This window comes from Edwardsiella anguillarum ET080813 (assembly GCF_000264765.2).
GTDB classification, from domain to species: domain Bacteria; phylum Pseudomonadota; class Gammaproteobacteria; order Enterobacterales; family Enterobacteriaceae; genus Edwardsiella; species Edwardsiella anguillarum.
On record NZ_CP006664.1, the window covers coordinates 680,058 to 698,534 of the forward strand.

Consider the following 18,477-nt stretch of genomic DNA (forward strand, 5'->3'; position numbering starts at 1 on the left):
GGGAATGTGATGTACGCCTTAACTCACTGTCGGATTTATACCGGCCACGATATTCTTGACGACCATGCTGTGGTGATCGCCAATGGTTTAATTGAAAAAATCTGTCCCGAGTCTGCGCTCGCACCGGATATCGCCACCCGCGATCTGGGCGGCGCCATCCTGGCCCCCGGCTTTATCGACGTTCAGCTCAACGGCTGCGGCGGCGTGCAGTTTAACGACAGCGAAGAGGCCGTCAGCGAGCAGACGCTGGAGATCATGCAGCGCGCCAACGAGCGTGCCGGCTGCACCAGCTACCTGCCGACGCTGATCACCTGCAGCGACGCCATGATGCAACGCGGTATTACGGTGATGCAGTCCTATCTGCGCCGCCAGCGTAACCAGGCGCTGGGGCTGCATATTGAAGGGCCCTATATCAGCCTGGAGAAAAAGGGCACCCATAACCCGCGCTATATCCGCCGCCCGGATCGCGCCATGCTCGACTTTATCTGCAGCCACGCCGAGGCCGTCGTCAAGGTGACCATGGCGCCGGAGATGAGCGACGACGCGGCCATTCAACAGCTACGCGCCGCCGGGATCGTGGTCTCCGCCGGCCACTCCAACGCCAGCTACGAAGAGGCGCGCCGCGGCTTCGCCGCCGGAATGCGCTTTGCCACCCACCTCTACAATGCGATGCCGGCGATCAGCGGCCGCGCGCCGGGGCTGATGGGCGCCATTTTCGACACCCCTGAGGTGTATACCGGTATCATCGCCGACGGCCACCACGTGGCCTGGCCGAACATCCGCATGGCGAAAAAGCTCAAGGGCGACCACCTGGTGCTGGTCACCGACGCCACCGCGCCGGCGGGTTCAGACATTGACAGCTTCATTTTCGCGGGGAAAACAGTATATTACCGCAATGGGCTGGTCGTGGATGAAAATGGTACGCTGAGCGGATCGGCGCTGACCATGATAGAGGCGGTGCAAAACAGCGTTGAGCACGTCGGCATTGCGCTGGATGAAGCTCTGCGCATGGCCAGCCTCTATCCGGCGCGCGCCATCGGCGTCGCGCAGCGGCTGGGCAGCATCGAGCCGGGTAAGGTCGCCAACCTGACGGCGTTTACCCGCGACTTCCGGGTAACCACGACCATCGTTAACGGCGAAACCGTCTACCAGCGCGGCGGTTGAATGACAACACAGGTGAGAGAGTGATGGCCACTGGCGGACAGGGACAAATTGGTAACGTCGATCTGGTAAAGCAGCTGAACAGCGCGGCGGTCTACCGCCTGATCGATCAGCAGGGTCCGATCTCACGGATTCAGATTGCCGAATACAGCCAGCTGGCCCCCGCCAGCGTCACCAAGATCACCCGCCAGCTGCTGGAGCGCGGGCTGATCAAAGAGGTCGATCAGCAGGCCTCCACCGGCGGGCGGCGCGCCATCTCCATCGTCACCGAGACGCGTCGCTTCCAGGCGATCGCCATTCGCCTGGGGCGCCACGACGCCACCATCACCCTGTATGACCTCAGCGGCAAGGCGCTGGCGGAGACGCACTACCCGCTGCCGCAGCGCACCCAGGAGACCGTCGAGCACGCCCTGTTTCAGGCCATCGACCACTTCATTAACGATTACCAGCGCAAAATCCGCGAGCTGATAGCCATCGCCCTGATGCTGCCCGGGCTGGTCGATCCGGATCTCGGTATCGTCCGCTACATGCCACACATTACGGTCAGCGACTGGCCGCTGGTTGAACGCCTAGAGGCGCGCTTCCGCCTGGCCTGCTTTATCGGTCACGATATCCGCAGCCTGGCGCTGGCCGAACACTACTTCGGCGCCAGCCGCGACTGCCGGGACTCGATCCTGGTGCGGCTGCACCGCGGCACCGGCGCCGGGATCATCGTCGATGAGAACATCTTCCTCGGCAGCAACGGCAACGTCGGGGAGATCGGCCATATCCAGATAGATCCGCTGGGAGAACGCTGCCACTGCGGCAACTTTGGCTGTCTGGAAACCGTGGCGGCCAATGCGGCTATCGAACAGCATACCCGTCGCCTGCTGGAGCAGGGCTACCCTAGCAGCCTGACGGCCGACGGCTGTACCATCAACGCCATTTGCCGGGCCGCCAACCGCGGCGATAGTTTAGCCGTCGAGGTGATTGAACGGGTCGGGCGCAACCTGGGGCGCGCTATCGCTATCACCATCAACCTGTTCAATCCCCAGAAGATCGTCATCGCCGGCGAGATAACCGAAGCCGGCAAGATCCTATTGCCGGCCATCGAGCGCTGCATTCAGACCCAGACGCTGAAAAACTTTCGCCACAACCTGCCGGTGGTCACCTCCGAGCTCGACCACCGCTCCGCCATCGGCGCCTTCGCGCTGGTCAAGCGCGCCATGCTGAACGGCGCGCTGCTGCAGCGTCTGCTGGAGCATCACGACTGAGAATCGCGCGGCGCGTCGGTTATACCAGGGGCTGCAGCGCGATAGCGATCCGACTGCGCTCGCGGCCGCTGCTCTTTTTATGGAAAAAGATCGCCGCGTCGCTGACCTCGGACAGTGCCTGCACGTGGGTGCCGCCGCAGGGGATCAGCGTCTCGCCATAGCGCCAATAGAAGAGGCTGTCCGTCTCCGGCGCCGGCTCTACCGCCAAGGGGTGCGCCTGCGCCAGCATATCGCGGGTATGGGCCTGAATGGCGGAGAAGTCATCCTCGCTCAGCTTCTTATCCAGTGAGAACACCGCCCTCTGCGCATCGATGGTGCACCCCTTGACGCCGACGCCGGCGCTGAAGTGGCGGTTAATGGCGGAGAACAGAAAGTGCGCCAGCGTATGGTGGCGCATGATGGCGTAGCGCCGCGGCCAGTCGATCTGCATGATAACGCGGTCGCCGGGCTGCAGATCCGCCGCGTGGGCCAGGCGGTGTACGATCCGCGTCTCCACGTCCACCAGCGGTACGTTGACCCCCTCGCGCTTGATATACAGCTTATGCCCCAGCCGGTGCTGCACATCGACCACCGGGCAAGGCGTTCCGCCCGCGGCGGAGCGGATCGACCCGACGTCGCAAACCTGTCCCCCCGACTCGGCGTAGAAGATGGTCCTGTCGAACACCGCCAGATCGTTTTCAAGGTACAGCAGCGTAGCTTCCAGGCGGGTCAGGTAGGGCTCCTGGTTATATACCCGCTGCGTCGCCGGCTGCGCATAGACGCGGTCACGGTCATAGTGAAATTCCATATTCGTCCTCATTTATCCTGATCTGGGTATCCCCGCACGTACGTCCCTCTGACTCTACCCCAGCGGACCGGCGACTGCACCCCCTGATTGCCGCCCCGGCCCGGCGTGAAGCGGGCGATAATACGCTCAGCCGTGGTATAGTCACTAACTGCATTATCAACGAGAAGCTCTCAGCTATGACAATAAAAAGCGTTATTTGCGATATTGACGGCGTCCTGATGCACGACAATACGCCGGTTCCCGGCGCCCGTGAGTTTTTACAGCGGCTGCAGCAGCAGGAGATGCCGCTGGTGATCCTGACCAACTACCCCGCGCAGACCGGGCAGGATCTGGCCAACCGTTTTGCCTCCGCCGGCATCGACGTCCCTGAGCAGGTGTTCTATACCTCCGCCATGGCGACCGCCGACTTCCTCAAGCGACAGGAGGGCAAGAAAGCCTACGTCATCGGCGAGGGGGCGCTGATCCACGAGCTGTACAAGGCCGGCTTCACCATCACCGACATCAACCCGGACTTCGTGATCGTCGGCGAGACCCGCTCCTATAACTGGGAGATGATCCACAAGGCGGCCTACTTCGTCGCCCACGGCGCGCGCTTTATCGCCACCAACCCCGACTCCCACGGCCGCGGCTTCTTTCCCGCCTGCGGCGCCCTGTGCGCGCCCATCGAGCTAATCGCCGGCCGCGCGCCGTTTTACGTCGGCAAACCCAGCCCGTGGATTATCCGCGCCGCGCTGAACAAGATGCAGGCCCATTCGGAAAGCACCGTTATCATCGGCGATAACCTGAAAACCGATATTCTGGCCGGCTTCCAGGCAGGACTGGAGACCATTCTGGTGCTCTCCGGCGTCTCCACCCTGGAAGACGTGGACACCATGCCCTTCCGCCCCAGCTATATCTATCCGTCGGTGGCCGACATCGACATTCTGTAATCGCCCCCTGCGGCGGCCACGGCCGCCTTTTTTTAGATATTCTTCAATAAAATCGCGTTTTTTTTGAAGTCTATCTAAAAATAAGCGCCAGCAAAAAACTTTTTTACCCCGCCAGAGCAAAATACTTGATTTTCATTCATCGGATGACGCATGTTGATGTCATCCGCCGCGCCGCAGGGCGCCGCGCCACCTGATACCGCCAATGCCGTAGGGGAAACGCTATGTGTTCGATCTTTGGAGTGCTCGACCTGAAAACCGATCCGCAGGCGCTGCGCAAGACAGCGCTGGAGATGTCCCGACTGATGCGCCACCGCGGCCCGGACTGGTCCGGCATCTATGCCGGTGAACGCGCTATTCTGGCCCATGAGCGCCTGTCTATCGTCGACGTCAACACCGGCGCCCAGCCGCTGTACAACGCACAGCGCACCCATGTTCTGGCGGTCAACGGTGAAATTTATAACCACCAGGCGCTGCGTGAACGCCTGGGCGATCGCTATGCGTTTCAGACCGGCTCCGACTGCGAGGTGATCCTGGCGCTGTACCAGGAGTATGGCCCGGACTTCCTCGACCAGCTGCGCGGCATGTTTGCCTTTATTCTGTATGACGCCGAGCGGGACGCCTATCTGATCGGCCGCGATCACCTGGGGATCATCCCGCTGTACATGGGGCACGATGAGCACGGCAACCTGTTTGTCGCCTCCGAGATGAAGGCGCTGGTGCCGGTATGCCGGACGCTGCGTGAATTCCCCGCCGGCAGCGCCCTGTGGAGCCGCGACGGCGAGATCCGCCGCTACTACCGGCGCGACTGGTTCGACTATGCCGCCGTCGAACATAACCCCACCGACGCCGCCGCGCTGCGCTGCGCGCTGGAGGAGTCGGTCAGAAGCCACCTGATGTCCGACGTGCCCTACGGGGTTCTGCTCTCCGGCGGGCTGGATTCGTCCATTATCTCCGCCATCACCAAGAAGTTTGCCGCCCGCCGCGTCGAAGATGACGAGCGCAGCGCCGCCTGGTGGCCACAGCTGCACTCCTTTGCCGTCGGCCTGCCGGGGGCGCCGGATCTGAAGGCCGCCCAAGAGGTCGCCGACCACCTCGGCACGGTGCACCATGAGATCCACTTCACCGTCCAAGAGGGTATGGACGCCATCCGCGACGTGATTTACCACATCGAAACCTACGACGTCACCACCATCCGCGCCTCGACGCCGATGTACCTGATGGCCCGTAAAATTAAAGCGATGGGGATCAAAATGGTGCTCTCCGGCGAAGGCGCCGACGAGGTGTTCGGCGGCTACCTCTATTTCCATAAGGCTCCCAACGCCAAAGAGTTCCACGACGAGACGGTGCGCAAGCTGCTGGCGCTGCATATGTATGACTGCGCACGCGCCAACAAGGCGATGGCCGCCTGGGGCGTCGAGGCGCGGGTTCCGTTCCTCGACAAGGCGTTTTTAGACGTGGCCATGCGCCTCAACCCGCGCGACAAGATGTGCGGCGACGGACGCATCGAAAAGCAGCTGCTGCGCGAATGCTTCGAGTCCTACCTGCCGGCCAGCGTCGCCTGGCGCCAGAAGGAGCAGTTCTCCGACGGCGTCGGCTACAGCTGGATAGACTCGCTGAAAGCGGCCGCCGCCGTCCAGGTCAGCGACCAGGCGCTGGCCAACGCCCGCTTCCGCTTTCCCCACAACACGCCGACCAGCAAGGAGGCCTACCTGTACCGCGATATCTTTGAGCAGCTGTTCCCGCTGCCGAGCGCCGCGGAGTGCGTGCCCGGTGGCCCCTCCGTCGCGTGCTCCTCCGCCAAGGCCATCGAGTGGGACGCGTCCCTGCGTAAAATGGACGACCCCTCCGGACGCGCCGTCGGCGTACACCAGTCCGCCTATTAACCTCCCGCGGCAGCGCCCTCTTCCCTAGCGGGCGCGCCGCACCGACTCCCCCTGTCAGGCCGGCGTTAGCCTACTTTTCACCGACTTTTGCTGCTTTTCACGCCGACCTGTATAATCAATCGGCAAACGTGCGCGACGATGGCGTTTCTGCTAAAAAAGGGGTTGACGCTTCCCCCCCATATCCGCATAATGCGCCCCGCAACGCCGATGAAGGCTAGCGAATAAAGAACGGCTACGTAGCTCAGTTGGTTAGAGCACATCACTCATAATGATGGGGTCACAGGTTCGAATCCCGTCGTAGCCACCACTCTTTATTACGCAAGTGGGCGGGAGTGGCGAAATTGGTAGACGCACCAGATTTAGGTTCTGGCGCCGCAAGGTGTACGAGTTCAAGTCTCGTCTCCCGCACCATTTCAACCCGGCTTGTGTCGGATGGGGTATCGCCAAGCGGTAAGGCAGCGGGTTTTGATCCCGCCATCCCCAGGTTCGAATCCTGGTACCCCAGCCATATTTTCTGTCTCGATGGAGACTGGATACAGTCCCTGATGGGGTATCGCCAAGCGGTAAGGCAGCGGGTTTTGATCCCGCCATCCCCAGGTTCGAATCCTGGTACCCCAGCCACAGAAAATAATGATTGAAATTCAATAAGTTGTATGATTTACTAGTAACACATTGATGGCTACGTAGCTCAGTTGGTTAGAGCACATCACTCATAATGATGGGGTCACAGGTTCGAATCCCGTCGTAGCCACCACTTTTGGGGTATCGCCAAGCGGTAAGGCAGCGGATTCTGATTCCGCCATCCCGAGGTTCGAATCCTCGTACCCCAGCCAAATTTATTCGGTTCGCCACGGCGGGCCGCGCATCGAAAGGTGCCACCCAACAATTGGGGTATCGCCAAGCGGTAAGGCAGCGGATTCTGATTCCGCCATCCCGAGGTTCGAATCCTCGTACCCCAGCCAATAAGAGAGCTCACCTTCGGGTGGGCTTTTTTTTGCCTGCCGTTTGCCCGCGCCTTTGGCGGCGCGCCACACGACGCACCGCCCGCCGCCATCGACTACAGCCCGATAGCGTAGCGCAGCGCGCGTGCCTTGAGCCCACCGGCGCGATCCGCCGCCATCAGCCCCAGATTGCGCAGCAGCATCAGCGGCGGCAAGCGGTTGCTGAAGGCGCCGTAAAAGAGATCCATCCCGCTCTGCATCAGCAGGTTATCGCCCAGGCGACGGCGCTGATAGCGCTGCAGCACCGCCTGCGTCTGCCACGCCTCACCGCGCGCCGCGGCCGCCGGCACCACCTCCAGCAGCGCCGACACGTCGCGGTAGCCCAGATTCACCCCCTGCCCGGCGAGCGGGTTAATGGTGTGCGCCGCATCGCCCAGCAGCAGCAGTCCCTGGTCCACGTAGCGCTGCGCGTGGCGCCGAATCAGCGGAAACGCCGCCGCGGCCACCGCCTGCACCGGCCCCAGTCGGGCGGGAAACGAACGCAGGATCGCCTCATTCAGCTGCGCCAGCGGCATCGCCAACAGCTGACGGATACGCGACGGGCTGTCATACCACACCAGCGAACCCCAGCCGGGCCACAGGGGCAAAAACGCCCGCGGACCATCCGGGGTAAACTGCTGCCAGGTGACATCCTGCGGCACCGGCGGCGTCTTCACGCTGATCAGCATGCAGTCGTGGCGGTACTGCCAGCCGTGAACGCCGATGCCGGCCTGGCTGCGCACCCGGGACTCGGCGCCATCCGCCGCGATGACCAATCCGGCATAGAGCCTTTCGCCGTTATCCAGCGCCAGCTGCCACCCCTGCCCGGCGCGCTGTAACTGCTGCAGCGCCGCCCCGGTATACAGCGTGACGTCCTCGTGGGCCTCCAGCGCCTGCCACAGTGCGCGCTGCAGTACCCGGTTCTCCAGCATGAAGCCCAGACACGGCAGACCGAGCGTCTCGGCACGAAACGAGACCGTTGACGACGCCCACTCCCAGGTCTCCAGCCCGCGGTAGGGCACCGCGCGCATCGCCTGCACCGCTGACCACACCCCGAGCTGCTCCAGCAGGCGCACGCTGGCCATGCTGACGGCGGAGATGCGCAGATCGGGATCGCTGTCTGGGACAAACGGCGGCGGCGGGCTGTTCTCCAGCACCGTCACCCGCAGGCCGGCCTGCGCCAGTCCCAGGGCCGCCGCGGTGCCCACCATCCCACCGCCGACCACCACAATACCGCCCGCGTCCTGAACCATCGCCTCTCCCCCTGTCACCGCACATTTTGCGCTAGTGTAGCGGATTTCAGCCCCCTTGCCCCCCGCTATCTGACTGGTCACGACAGCGCCAAGCGATTACAATAGCCGCCCTGCCGCGGACGCAACGGTCACCGCCGGCACGGCGCCTGAGGGCGCCTGCGCGTCCCTGATCCACCTGCACTGAGCAATGGCAAGTCGATGACAAAAAAACTGCATATTAAAACCTGGGGCTGTCAGATGAATGAGTATGACTCATCCAAGATAGCCGATCTGCTGGGCAGCACGCATGGCCTTGAGCTGACGGATAATGCCGAGGACGCCGATGTCCTGCTGCTGAATACCTGTTCGATCCGTGAAAAGGCGCAGGAAAAAGTGTTCCATCAGCTTGGCCGCTGGAAGATGCTCAAAGAGGCCAAGCCGGATCTGATCATCGGCGTCGGCGGCTGCGTCGCCTCCCAGGAGGGTGAGCATATCCGCGAGCGCGCCAGCTTTGTCGACATCATCTTTGGCCCGCAGACGCTGCACCGCCTGCCGGAGATGATCGACAGCGCGCGCAGCAGCCACGGCCCGGTGGTTGACGTCAGCTTCCCGGAGATCGAAAAGTTCGACCGCCTGCCGGAGCCGCGCGCCGACGGCGCCACCGCCTTTGTCTCCATCATGGAAGGCTGCAACAAATACTGTACCTACTGCGTGGTACCCTATACCCGCGGGGCCGAGGTCAGCCGCCCGTGCGACGACGTGCTGTTTGAAATCGCCCAGCTGGCCGCCCAGGGCGTACGCGAGGTCAACCTGCTGGGGCAGAACGTCAACGCCTACCGCGGCGCCACCTTCGACGGCGGCATCTGCTCCTTTGCCGAGCTGCTGCGCCTGGTGGCCGCCATTGACGGCATCGACCGTCTCCGCTTCACCACCAGCCATCCAATAGAGTTCAGCGACGACATCATCGCCGTGTATGAGGACACCCCAGAGCTGGTCAGCTTCCTGCACCTGCCGGTGCAGAGCGGATCCGACCGCATCCTCAACCTGATGAAGCGCACCCATACCGCGCTGGAGTACAAGGCGATCATCCGTAAGCTGCGCAGGGCGCGCCCGGATATTCAGATCAGCTCCGACTTTATCGTCGGCTTCCCCGGCGAGACCCAGCAGGACTTCGAACAGACCATGCAGCTGATCGCCGAGGTGGACTTCGACATGAGCTACAGCTTTATCTTCTCCGCCCGCCCGGGCACCCCGGCCGCCGACATGGTGGACGACGTGGCGGAAGAGGAGAAAAAGCAGCGCCTGTACATTCTGCAGGAGCGTATCAGCCAACAGGCGATGCGCTACAGCCGCCGGATGCAGGGTACTGTGCAGCGCATCCTGGTCGAGGGCACCTCGCGCAAGAACGTGATGGAGCTGTCCGGCCGCACCGAAAACAACCGGGTGGTCAACTTTGCCGGTCAACCGGAGATGATCGGGCGCTTCGTCGACGTTGAGATCACCGAGGTGCTGCCCAATTCCCTGCGCGGCGTCGTGGTTCGCAGTGAAGAGGAGATGGGGCTGCGCATCAGCGAGTCGCCGCAGTCGGTGATCGCCCGCACCCGCAAAGAGGATGCTCTGGGCGTCGGCAGCTACCAGCCGTAAGCCGCCCGCGTCACGACGCCCGGTCCAGGCCGGGCGTTTTATTTGATGCGCTTACCCCGCCGCGGGGTAGCCATACCCTCCCTGGACGCCCAACGGTATCCCGAGCCCCCACATCGCCAGCAGCAGCGCCGTCCACGCCAGCGCCATCAGCAGCGAATAGGGCAGCATCAGCGTGACCAGCGAGCCGATCCCTGCCGACGAGACATACTTACGGCAGTAGACCACCACCAGCGGGAAAAAGCCCATCAGCGGCGTGATAATGTTGGAGGTGGAGTCCCCTATGCGGTAGGCCGCCTGCGCCAGCTCCGGCGACAGCTGCACCGCCATCAGCATCGGCACCAGGATCGGGCTGAGCAGCGCCCATTTGGCTGAAGCCGATCCCAGCAATAAGTTGACCAGAAAGACCAGGATCACGACACCGAGCACCGTCCCGGCGGCCGGCACGCTGAGGGCCTTCAAGCCGGCGGCGCCCGCCAGCGCCAGCAGCGTGCCCAAGTTCGAGGTGTTAAAGATGGTGATAAACTGCGCAGCGAAAAAAACCACCACCAGATAGTAGCCCATAGTACGCATATTCTCGGTCATCGCCTCGATCACCTGCCTGGCCTGCGTGAAACGTCCGCTGAGAAAACCGTACAGGGTGCCGGGGATGATAAACAGGATAAAGATCAGCGGCACGATGGATTGGATCGCCGGCGACTGTGAGCTGCTCAAGACCCCCGCGGGGCTCCGAAACGGCGAGTCGGCTGGATACATCAACGCCGCCAGGAGCAGCAGCATCAGCACCATTGCGCCCAGCGCATAGCCGAACGCCCGGTTCTCCCGCGGCGTAAAGGTACTGAGCGCGCTGTTTTCCTGCTCATCCTGCGGCACATCCAATGGCTGACGGCGCAGGCGGGGTTCGATAAACCGATCCGTCACCAGCCATACCAGCAGGATCACCATCAGCGAAGAGAGGGAGGTAAACAAGAAATTGCACAGCACATTCACCGAATAGCCCGGCGCCAGCAGGCGCGCCGCCGCCTCGCTGAACCCGGCCAACAGCGCATCGTTGCCGGATGGAATAAAGCTGGCGGAGTAGCCGCCGGACACCCCGGCGAAGGCGGCGCAGATCCCGGCCAGCGGATGACGCCCTACCCGCTGAAACACCACGCCGGCCAGCGGGATCACCAGCACATAGCCCACGTCGGCCGCCACATGGCTGAGCAGCGCCACCAGCACCACCATCGGCGTCAGCAGGCGGGCGGGGGTGATCCGCACCAGCTTTTTCACCGCCGCGTCGATAAAGCCGGCGCGATCGGCGACCCCGACCCCGAGCAGCGCCACCAGCACGATGCCCAGCGGCGGAAACGCGGTAAAGGATTGCGTCATCTTGCTGAGGAAGTCCACCAGCGCCGCCAGGGTCATCATATTGACCACCTGTACCGCCTCGCCGCTGCTGGGATTGATAAACTCAAAGGAGACCTGCGACAGCGCCGCCGACAGCAGCAGCAGCAGGATCATCAGATAGATAAACAGCAGCGCCGGATCCGGTATCCGATTCCCCAGGCGCTCGACGGCGCCGAGAAAGCGCGCCATGCCTCCGTGTGCCGCCCCTGCGGGGACGGACGTTTTCTGAGGTGAAGCCATTGTCTGGGCCCTCCATGTCTGCGTCACCGCAGGTCATGGTACCAGCCACCCTCGACGTTTTTTTTGCGCTGCCACGCAGTTAAAAAAACGTTAAATAAGACATATGGATGATATATTAATAAAATAAAATATAATGATTACATGGTATTAAAATAAATGGGGCGATTCCCCTGCTGCGCCGGCGCCGCGCGCGAAGATTGGCAATTGCCACCCCGTGACATGTATGATGTGAACAGCCGCGGTATACCGCGTGGCCATCGCATGGCCCGCATCCCTGCGCCCCCACGCCGCGGGCGGCGCAATGCACACACGAATCCAGAGGATTGATTTGAACGTCGCAACCGAAGAACTCTTGCTTGAACCCGCTGACAATCAGCGGCTGAACAGTCTGTGCGGCCCGTTCGATGGCAATATCAAGCTGCTCGAACACCGCCTGGGGATCGAAATCAATCACCGTGACAATCACTTCACGCTGGTCGGACGGACACCCTGCGTGCGCGCCGCCGTGGATATTCTCAAGCGCCTGTATGTAGATACCGCGCCGGTGCGCGGCCAGACGGGCGATATCGACCCCGAGCAGATCCATCTGGCCCTCAAGGAGAGCCGGGCGCTGGAACAGGCCGCCGAACACGTGCCGGACTATGGCAAGGCGATCCACATCAAGACCAAGCGCGGGCTGATCAAGCCGCGTACTCCCAATCAGGCGCAGTACATCGCCAATATTCTCGACCACGATATCACCTTCGGCATCGGCCCGGCCGGTACCGGCAAGACCTATCTGGCGGTAGCCGCCGCGGTCGATGCTCTGGAGCGCCAGGAGATCCGCCGCATCCTGCTGACCCGTCCGGCGGTGGAGGCCGGTGAAAAGCTGGGCTTCCTGCCGGGCGATCTCAGCCAAAAGGTCGACCCGTACCTGCGTCCGCTGTACGATGCGCTGTTTGAAATGCTCGGCTTTGAACGGGTTGAGAAGCTGATGGAGCGCAACGTCATCGAAGTGGCGCCGCTGGCCTATATGCGCGGGCGTACCCTGAACGATGCCTTTATCATTCTGGATGAGAGCCAGAACACCACCATCGAACAGATGAAGATGTTCCTCACCCGCATCGGCTTTAACTCCAAGGCGGTGATCACCGGTGATATCACCCAGGTGGATCTGCCGCGCAGTCAGAAGTCCGGCCTGCGCCACGCCATTGAGGTCCTGTCGCCGGTGGAGGAGATCAGCTTTAACTTCTTCCACAGTGAAGACGTAGTGCGCCACCCGGTGGTCGCCCGCGTGGTGATGGCCTATGAGGCCTGGGACGCTGCGGAACAACAACGTAAAGAGGCCCTGGCCGCCGAGCGCAAGCGCGAGGCGCAGGCCGCCCAGACACAGGAACAACCATGAGTAATATTATTCTCGACCTACAGATCGCCTGCGACGACGCCCCCGGCCTCCCCGCCGAAGGCGACTTTCTGCGCTGGCTAGAGGCGGTGCTGCCGCGCTTTCGCGATGAGGCGGAGGTCACCATCCGCCTGGTGGACGAGGCCGAAAGCCACGAGCTTAACCTCACCTACCGCGGCAAGGATCGCCCGACCAATGTCCTCTCCTTCCCGTTCGAGGCCCCCCCGGGCATCGAGCTGCCGCTGCTCGGCGACATGGTGATCTGCCGCCAGGTGGTAGAGCGCGAGGCGCAGGAGCAGAACATTGCCCCGCTCTCACATTGGGCGCATATGGTTGTGCACGGCTCGCTTCATCTGCTAGGGTATGACCACATCAGCGACGAAGAGGCTGAGGAAATGGAGTCTCTGGAAGCCGAGATCATGCAGGCGCTGGGATATCCCGATCCCTATGCGGCGGAAAAAGCGTCCGACTGAACGACCCCTCTGGGGTCACGTTTGCGGTGGGCGATGACGCCCGCCGTTAAGATTGACCAGACAAAGAGTAACCATACATATACGCTATGAGCGACGACCATTCTCAGAATAGCGACAGCCCCAGTCCCCATAAGAAAGGCTTCTTTTCCCTTTTGCTCAACCAGCTGTTTCACGGCGAACCCAAGAACCGCAGCGATCTAGTGGAACTTATCCGCGACTCCGAGCAGAATGATCTGATCGATCCCGATACCCGCGACATGCTGGAAGGGGTGATGGACATCGCCGAGCAGCGTGTGCGTGACATCATGATCCCGCGCAGCCAGATGGTGACCCTGAAACGCAACCAGACCCTGGACGAGTGCCTGGACGTCATCATTGAGTCGGCCCACTCGCGTTTTCCGGTGATCAGCGAAGACAAAGATCACATTGAAGGCCTGCTGATGGCCAAGGATCTGCTGCCCTTTATGCGCAGCGACGCCGAGCCGTTCCGCATCGATAACGTACTGCGCCAGGCCGTCGTCGTGCCGGAAAGCAAGCGCGTTGACCGCATGCTCAAGGAGTTCCGCTCCCAGCGCTATCATATGGCCATCGTCATCGACGAGTTCGGCGGCGTCTCCGGGCTGGTCACCATCGAGGATATTTTGGAGCTGATCGTCGGCGAGATCGACGATGAGTACGATGAGGTGGAGGATCGCGACGTGCGCCAGATCAGCCGCCATCTCTACACCGTGCGTGCGCTGACCCAGATCGAGGATTTCAACGATATCTTCGCTACCCGCTTCAGCGACGACGAGGTCGATACCGTCGGTGGCCTGGTGATGCAGGCCTTCGGCCATCTGCCATCGCGCGGCGAGAGCATCGACATCGACGGTTACCAGTTTAAGGTCGCCATGGCCGACAGTCGACGCATCATCCAGGTACACGTCAAGATCCCGGATAACGCTCCTCAGCCTAAACTGGACGTCGAGATCTAAAACGAGGGGGCTACTCGCCCCCCGTTTAGCGCGCTCACGCCAACAGGCGGTGTGGATCGGTATAACTCAGGCCATGTGCCTGCGCCACCGCCTGGCAGGTCAACTGCCCCGCCATCACATTCAATCCAGCCAATAATCCCGCATCCTGACGCAACGCCGCCAAGCCGTGATCGGCCAAGGCCAGAATATAGGGCAGCGTCGCGTTGTTCAGCGCCTGCGTCGCGGTGTAGGCCACCGCCCCCGGCATATTCGCGACGCAGTAGTGCACCACGCCCTCCTCGACATAGGTCGGCGCTTGGTGGGTGGTTGGATGCGAGGTCTCCACGCATCCCCCCTGATCGATCGCCACGTCAACGATCGCCGACCCCGGACGCATCGTCGCCACCTGCGCACGCGATACCAACTTCGGCGCGGCGGCTCCGGGCACTAGCACCCCGCCAATCAGCAGATCGGTCGTCGGCAGCAGACGCTCAATCGCCTCACGGCTGGAGTAAGCCAGCTTCACCCGCCCCTGAAACTCACTATCCAAGCGTTGCAACACCGCCAGGTTACAATCCAGCAGCGTCACATCGGCGCGCATCCCCAGCGCCATACGCGCCGCATTGGCGCCGACCACCCCGCCGCCGAGGATCGCCACCTTGGCCGGCTCAACGCCGGGTACGCCCCCCAACAGGATCCCCCGCCCGCCCTGTGTCTTCTCCAGCGCCTGGACCCCAGCCTGGATCGACATCCGCCCAGCCACCGCCGACATCGGCGCCAACAGGGGCAGTCCCCCCTCACGCTGGGTCACCGTCTCATAGGCGATGCAGGTCGCACCGCTGGCCAGCAACGCCTGGGTCTGTGCCAGATCGGGCGCCAGGTGCAGATAGGTAAACAGGATCTGCCCCGGCCGCAGGCGGGCGCATTCCGCCGCCTGCGGTTCTTTCACTTTGACGATCAGCTCAGCGGTGGCGAACAGCATGGCGACATCGGCCACGACCTCGGCGCCAGCCTGGCGGTACAGCTCGTCGCTATAGCCGATCCCTGCCCCCGCCGTGCTTTCCACCATAACTCTATGGCCTCGCAACGTAACTTCACGTACACTGCTCGGCGTCATACCGACACGATATTCGTGGTTTTTTATTTCTCTTGGTATGCCAATAATCATGTTACCCTCACGTTATCTGCTGGTTACCGCACCATAAAAAACAGCCGAATCATTGCTTTATTTTTCACCAGTATAGGCACTGTGGGATAGAATTTGTCACCATTTTTTAACAACGATTGGGCTACATCTCCATTCTGAAGTGAAAAGAGTAGAATTAATGACTATCGCTGCTTTACTGCAACGCCAACGCATTCGTGCGTTATTGGCCTTGGCCTGCGGGGCCTGCGGCACCCTCGCCTTTTCGCCCTACGATATCTGGCCTGCGGCACTGATCTCCCTATGCGGCCTGCTCGCCGTCACCCTAAACCGCACCACTCGCCAGGCGATGCTGCTGGGCTTCCTGTGGGGGCTCGGGCTGTTCGGCAGCGGCGTCAACTGGGTCTACGTCAGCATTGAACAGTTCGGCGGCATGCCGACGCCGGTCAGCGTATCGCTGGTCGTGCTGCTGGCGGCCTACCTGGCACTCTACCCGCTGCTGTTCTGCGCCGTGCTCAACCGCCTGTGGCCGAAAACCACCGTCTGGCGCCTGGCGATCGCCGCCCCGGCGCTGTGGCAGGCGACGGAGTTCCTGCGCGGCTGGGTGCTGACCGGCTTCCCCTGGCTGCAGTTCGGCTACAGCCAGCTCAACGGCCCGCTGAAGGGCATCGCCCCACTGGCCGGCGTGGACGCCATCACCTATCTGCTGGTGATCATCAGCGGCCTGCTGGTACTGGCCGCCGTCCAGCGCCGTCCTCTGGCGCTGGCACTGGCGCTGGTGCTGCTGTGCGCACCCTGGCCGCTGCGTCAGATGCACTGGTATCAAAGCCTGCCGCAGAAAGCGGTCAACGTGGCCATGGTACAGGGCGATATCGCCCAGTCGATGAAGTGGGATCCCAACGCGCTGATCGCCTCGCTGCAGGCCTATCTGGAGGCGACCCGCCCCTACCTGGGGAAAGCGCCCATCATCATCTGGCCCGAATCGGCTATCGCCGATACCGAAGCCAATGAACAGCCGTTCCTGACCATGATGGATCGCCTGCTGCGCGCCCACCACAGCAGCCTGATCACCGGACTGGTGGACGAACGCCCGGGCACGCGCGGCATGAAGTTCTACAACTCCGTGATCGTGCTGGGGGGGGAGAGTCCCTACCAGTACCCGGCGCGCCAGCGTTACAGCAAGCATCACCTGGTGCCGTTCGGCGAGTTTGTCCCGATGGAGGATCTGCTGCGCCCGCTAGCGCCGTTCTTCAACCTGCCGATGTCGGCCTTCAGCCGCGGCGACTATGTGCAGCCGGCGCTGCAGGTGCAGGGCTACAATCTGACCGCCGCGATCTGCTATGAGATCGTGCTGGGCGAGCAGGTGCGCGCCAACTTCCGCCCGGATACCGACTTCCTGCTCACCGTCTCTAACGATGCCTGGTTCGGCAACTCCATCGGTCCGTGGCAACACTTCCAGATGGCGCGTATGCGGGCCCTGGAGCTGGGACGACCGCTGCTGCGCGCCACCAATAACGGCATCACCGCCGCCGTCGACGCCTCCGGCAACATCATCGCCAGCCTGCCGCAGTTTACCCGCAGCGTACTCGAAGTGAACGTCACGCCGACCCGCGGCGAGACCCCCTATGCCCGCCTGGGCAGCGCACCGCTGTGGCTGCTGAGCGCCGTGATGGGCGCGCTGGCGCTGCTCTACGCCCTCCTGCGCCGCCGCTAAGGCACACCGCCTCCGAGTGCGGCCTTCGGGCTGCACTCGCTCACCGTTGGCACGCGGCTTGCAATCTTTTCCCCTGCAACGCCTCTCCGCCGGGTTTTCTCCCCCGCCGTCCGGGGTGTTGCACCGCGACAGCGCATCTTCACGCACACAGGCTGTGCAACCCCCCTGTTTTGCCATAAAACGGTGCGCTTTTGATCTCATTTTAAAAACATATTGATATCATTTTATTTACATTAAGCTATGTTTTCTCCATGACGCCGCGCGCCTTCGTTCGGCACGCGCATGATAAAAACAACATATAAAACATATACATAAACACAACACCCCACAATAGAAGGAGCAATGCATGCGTAAGTCTGTGTTATCACTGGTTCTTCTGGGCCTCTCTTTTCCCCTGTTTGCCGTCGCGCAGGAGGCGGCCGACGGCTCGCCGACCCTACAAAAAATCAAAGACAGCGGCGTGATCGTGATCGGCCACCGCGAGTCGTCGGTCCCCTTCTCTTACTACGACAATAAGCAGCAGGTGGTCGGTTACTCGCAGGATTACAGCAACGCCATCGTGGCGGCGGTAAAGAAGCAGCTTGGCCTCGCCAACCTTCAGGTGAAGCTCCTGCCGATCACCTCGCAGAACCGTATCCCGCTGCTGCAAAACGGCACCTATGACGTCGAGTGTGGCTCCACTACCCACAACGCCGAGCGCCAGCAGCAGGTCGCCTTCTCCAACACCCTGTTTATCGTCGGCACCCGCCTGCTGACGGCCAAGGAGAGCGGAGTGCATGACTTCCGTGACCTGGCCGGTAAACCGGTGGTGGTCACCTCCGGCACCACCTCGGAAATCATGCTCAACCGCATGAACGAGAAAGAGGGCATGAAGATGCGCATCATCAGCGCCAAGGATCACGGTGACGCCTTCCGTACCCTGGAGAGCGGCCGCGCCGTGGCCTTCATGATGGACGACGCGCTGCTGGCGGGCGAACGCGCCAAGGCCAAGCAGCCTGAACGCTGGGTGATTGTCGGCACCCCGCAGTCCTATGAGGCCTACGGCTGTATGCTGCGCCGGGACGATCCGGCCTTCAAAAAGCTGGTCGACGACACCGTCGCCCATGTACAGACCTCCGGTCAGGCCGCCGACGGCTATCGCCGCTGGTTCGAACAGCCCATTCCACCGAAGAACATGAACCTGCAGTTCGCCCTCTCCGATGAGATGAAGACGCTGTTCGCCGCCCCCAACGATCGCATCGCCGAATAATCAGCCCGGCGCCAGCCCATCGCGCGGACCGCACGCCCGCGCGATGGTGCGTGCGTCTACGGCGCTCC

General features: G+C 62.2%; 14 protein-coding genes and 7 tRNA genes. 17 read left to right on the forward strand and 4 right to left on the reverse strand.

What is annotated here, in order from left to right:
- The first annotated feature begins 9 nt into the window (after positions 1-9).
- Positions 10-1,164 carry an N-acetylglucosamine-6-phosphate deacetylase gene (gene nagA / locus ETEE_RS03115; protein WP_034164186.1) on the forward strand — a complete coding sequence of 385 codons (1,155 nt, stop codon included), beginning with the start codon at positions 10-12 and terminating at the stop codon, positions 1,162-1,164.
- Between the two features lie 23 nt (positions 1,165-1,187).
- Positions 1,188-2,414 carry a DNA-binding transcriptional regulator NagC gene (nagC, locus tag ETEE_RS03120; protein WP_034164185.1) on the forward strand — a complete coding sequence of 409 codons (1,227 nt, stop codon included), beginning with the start codon at positions 1,188-1,190 and terminating at the stop codon, positions 2,412-2,414.
- A gap of 19 nt (positions 2,415-2,433) precedes the next feature.
- Here the strand turns inward: nagC and ETEE_RS03125 are convergent, their stop codons facing one another.
- Positions 2,434-3,201, reverse strand: coding sequence for an alanyl-tRNA editing protein (locus ETEE_RS03125; protein WP_034164184.1), 768 nt, complete (start codon positions 3,199-3,201; stop codon positions 2,434-2,436).
- Between the two features lie 176 nt (positions 3,202-3,377).
- Here ETEE_RS03125 and ETEE_RS03130 point away from each other — a divergent pair, with 176 nt between their 5' ends.
- The 9 genes from ETEE_RS03130 (at position 3,378) to ETEE_RS03170 (ending at position 6,975) form a co-directional block, all read left to right on the forward strand.
- Positions 3,378-4,130, forward strand: coding sequence for an HAD-IIA family hydrolase (locus ETEE_RS03130; RefSeq protein WP_034164183.1), 753 nt, complete (start codon positions 3,378-3,380; stop codon positions 4,128-4,130).
- Between the two features lie 221 nt (positions 4,131-4,351).
- Positions 4,352-6,013, forward strand: a complete 1,662-nt coding sequence (asnB, locus tag ETEE_RS03135) for an asparagine synthase B (protein ID WP_034164182.1) — start codon at positions 4,352-4,354, stop codon at positions 6,011-6,013.
- Between the two features lie 230 nt (positions 6,014-6,243).
- A tRNA-Met gene (locus ETEE_RS03140) sits at positions 6,244-6,320 on the forward strand.
- 19 nt (positions 6,321-6,339) lie between these two features.
- Positions 6,340-6,424, forward strand: a tRNA-Leu gene (locus ETEE_RS03145).
- A 22-nt stretch (positions 6,425-6,446) separates the two neighbouring features.
- Positions 6,447-6,521: transfer RNA gene (locus tag ETEE_RS03150), tRNA-Gln, on the forward strand.
- A 38-nt stretch (positions 6,522-6,559) separates the two neighbouring features.
- Positions 6,560-6,634: transfer RNA gene (locus ETEE_RS03155), tRNA-Gln, on the forward strand.
- A gap of 56 nt (positions 6,635-6,690) precedes the next feature.
- Positions 6,691-6,767: transfer RNA gene (locus ETEE_RS03160), tRNA-Met, on the forward strand.
- Between the two features lie 4 nt (positions 6,768-6,771).
- Positions 6,772-6,846: transfer RNA gene (locus ETEE_RS03165), tRNA-Gln, on the forward strand.
- Positions 6,847-6,900: 54 nt separating this feature from the next.
- A tRNA-Gln gene (locus ETEE_RS03170) sits at positions 6,901-6,975 on the forward strand.
- Between the two features lie 95 nt (positions 6,976-7,070).
- Here the strand turns inward: ETEE_RS03170 and ubiF are convergent.
- Positions 7,071-8,246, reverse strand: coding sequence for a 3-demethoxyubiquinol 3-hydroxylase (gene ubiF, locus ETEE_RS03175; RefSeq protein WP_034164181.1), 1,176 nt, complete (start codon positions 8,244-8,246; stop codon positions 7,071-7,073).
- 198 nt (positions 8,247-8,444) lie between these two features.
- Here ubiF and miaB point away from each other — a divergent pair, with 198 nt between their 5' ends.
- Positions 8,445-9,869, forward strand: coding sequence for a tRNA (N6-isopentenyl adenosine(37)-C2)-methylthiotransferase MiaB (gene miaB, locus ETEE_RS03180; RefSeq protein ID WP_034164180.1), 1,425 nt, complete (start codon positions 8,445-8,447; stop codon positions 9,867-9,869).
- Positions 9,870-9,920: 51 nt separating this feature from the next.
- On the opposite strand, the gene ETEE_RS03185 is transcribed toward miaB, so the two are convergent.
- Entirely contained in the window at positions 9,921-11,444 is a 1,524-nt protein-coding gene (locus tag ETEE_RS03185; protein ID WP_034164179.1) for an AbgT family transporter, read from the reverse strand.
- A gap of 352 nt (positions 11,445-11,796) precedes the next feature.
- Here ETEE_RS03185 and ETEE_RS03190 point away from each other — a divergent pair, with 352 nt between their 5' ends.
- The 3 genes from ETEE_RS03190 (at position 11,797) to corC (ending at position 14,323) form a co-directional block, all read left to right on the forward strand.
- Positions 11,797-12,879, forward strand: coding sequence for a PhoH family protein (locus ETEE_RS03190; RefSeq protein ID WP_202812015.1), 1,083 nt, complete (start codon positions 11,797-11,799; stop codon positions 12,877-12,879).
- Positions 12,876-13,349, forward strand: a complete 474-nt coding sequence (gene ybeY / locus ETEE_RS03195) for an rRNA maturation RNase YbeY (protein WP_034164177.1) — start codon at positions 12,876-12,878, stop codon at positions 13,347-13,349. Before ETEE_RS03190 ends, ybeY begins: the two co-directional genes overlap by 4 nt.
- A gap of 86 nt (positions 13,350-13,435) precedes the next feature.
- Positions 13,436-14,323: a CNNM family magnesium/cobalt transport protein CorC gene (corC, locus tag ETEE_RS03200; RefSeq protein WP_034164176.1), complete on the forward strand. Its 888-nt coding sequence runs from the start codon at positions 13,436-13,438 to the stop codon at positions 14,321-14,323.
- A 34-nt stretch (positions 14,324-14,357) separates the two neighbouring features.
- On the opposite strand, the gene ald is transcribed toward corC, so the two are convergent.
- Positions 14,358-15,470, reverse strand: a complete 1,113-nt coding sequence (gene ald, locus ETEE_RS03205; protein WP_034164175.1) for an alanine dehydrogenase — start codon at positions 15,468-15,470, stop codon at positions 14,358-14,360.
- 157 nt (positions 15,471-15,627) lie between these two features.
- Here ald and lnt point away from each other — a divergent pair, with 157 nt between their 5' ends.
- Both lnt and ETEE_RS03215 read left to right on the forward strand, forming a co-directional pair.
- On the forward strand, positions 15,628-17,160 hold the full coding sequence (gene lnt, locus ETEE_RS03210; RefSeq protein ID WP_034164174.1) for an apolipoprotein N-acyltransferase: 1,533 nt from the start codon (positions 15,628-15,630) through the stop codon (positions 17,158-17,160).
- Between the two features lie 346 nt (positions 17,161-17,506).
- On the forward strand, positions 17,507-18,409 hold the full coding sequence (locus ETEE_RS03215; RefSeq protein WP_034164173.1) for a glutamate/aspartate ABC transporter substrate-binding protein: 903 nt from the start codon (positions 17,507-17,509) through the stop codon (positions 18,407-18,409).
- Positions 18,410-18,477 lie beyond the last annotated feature (68 nt).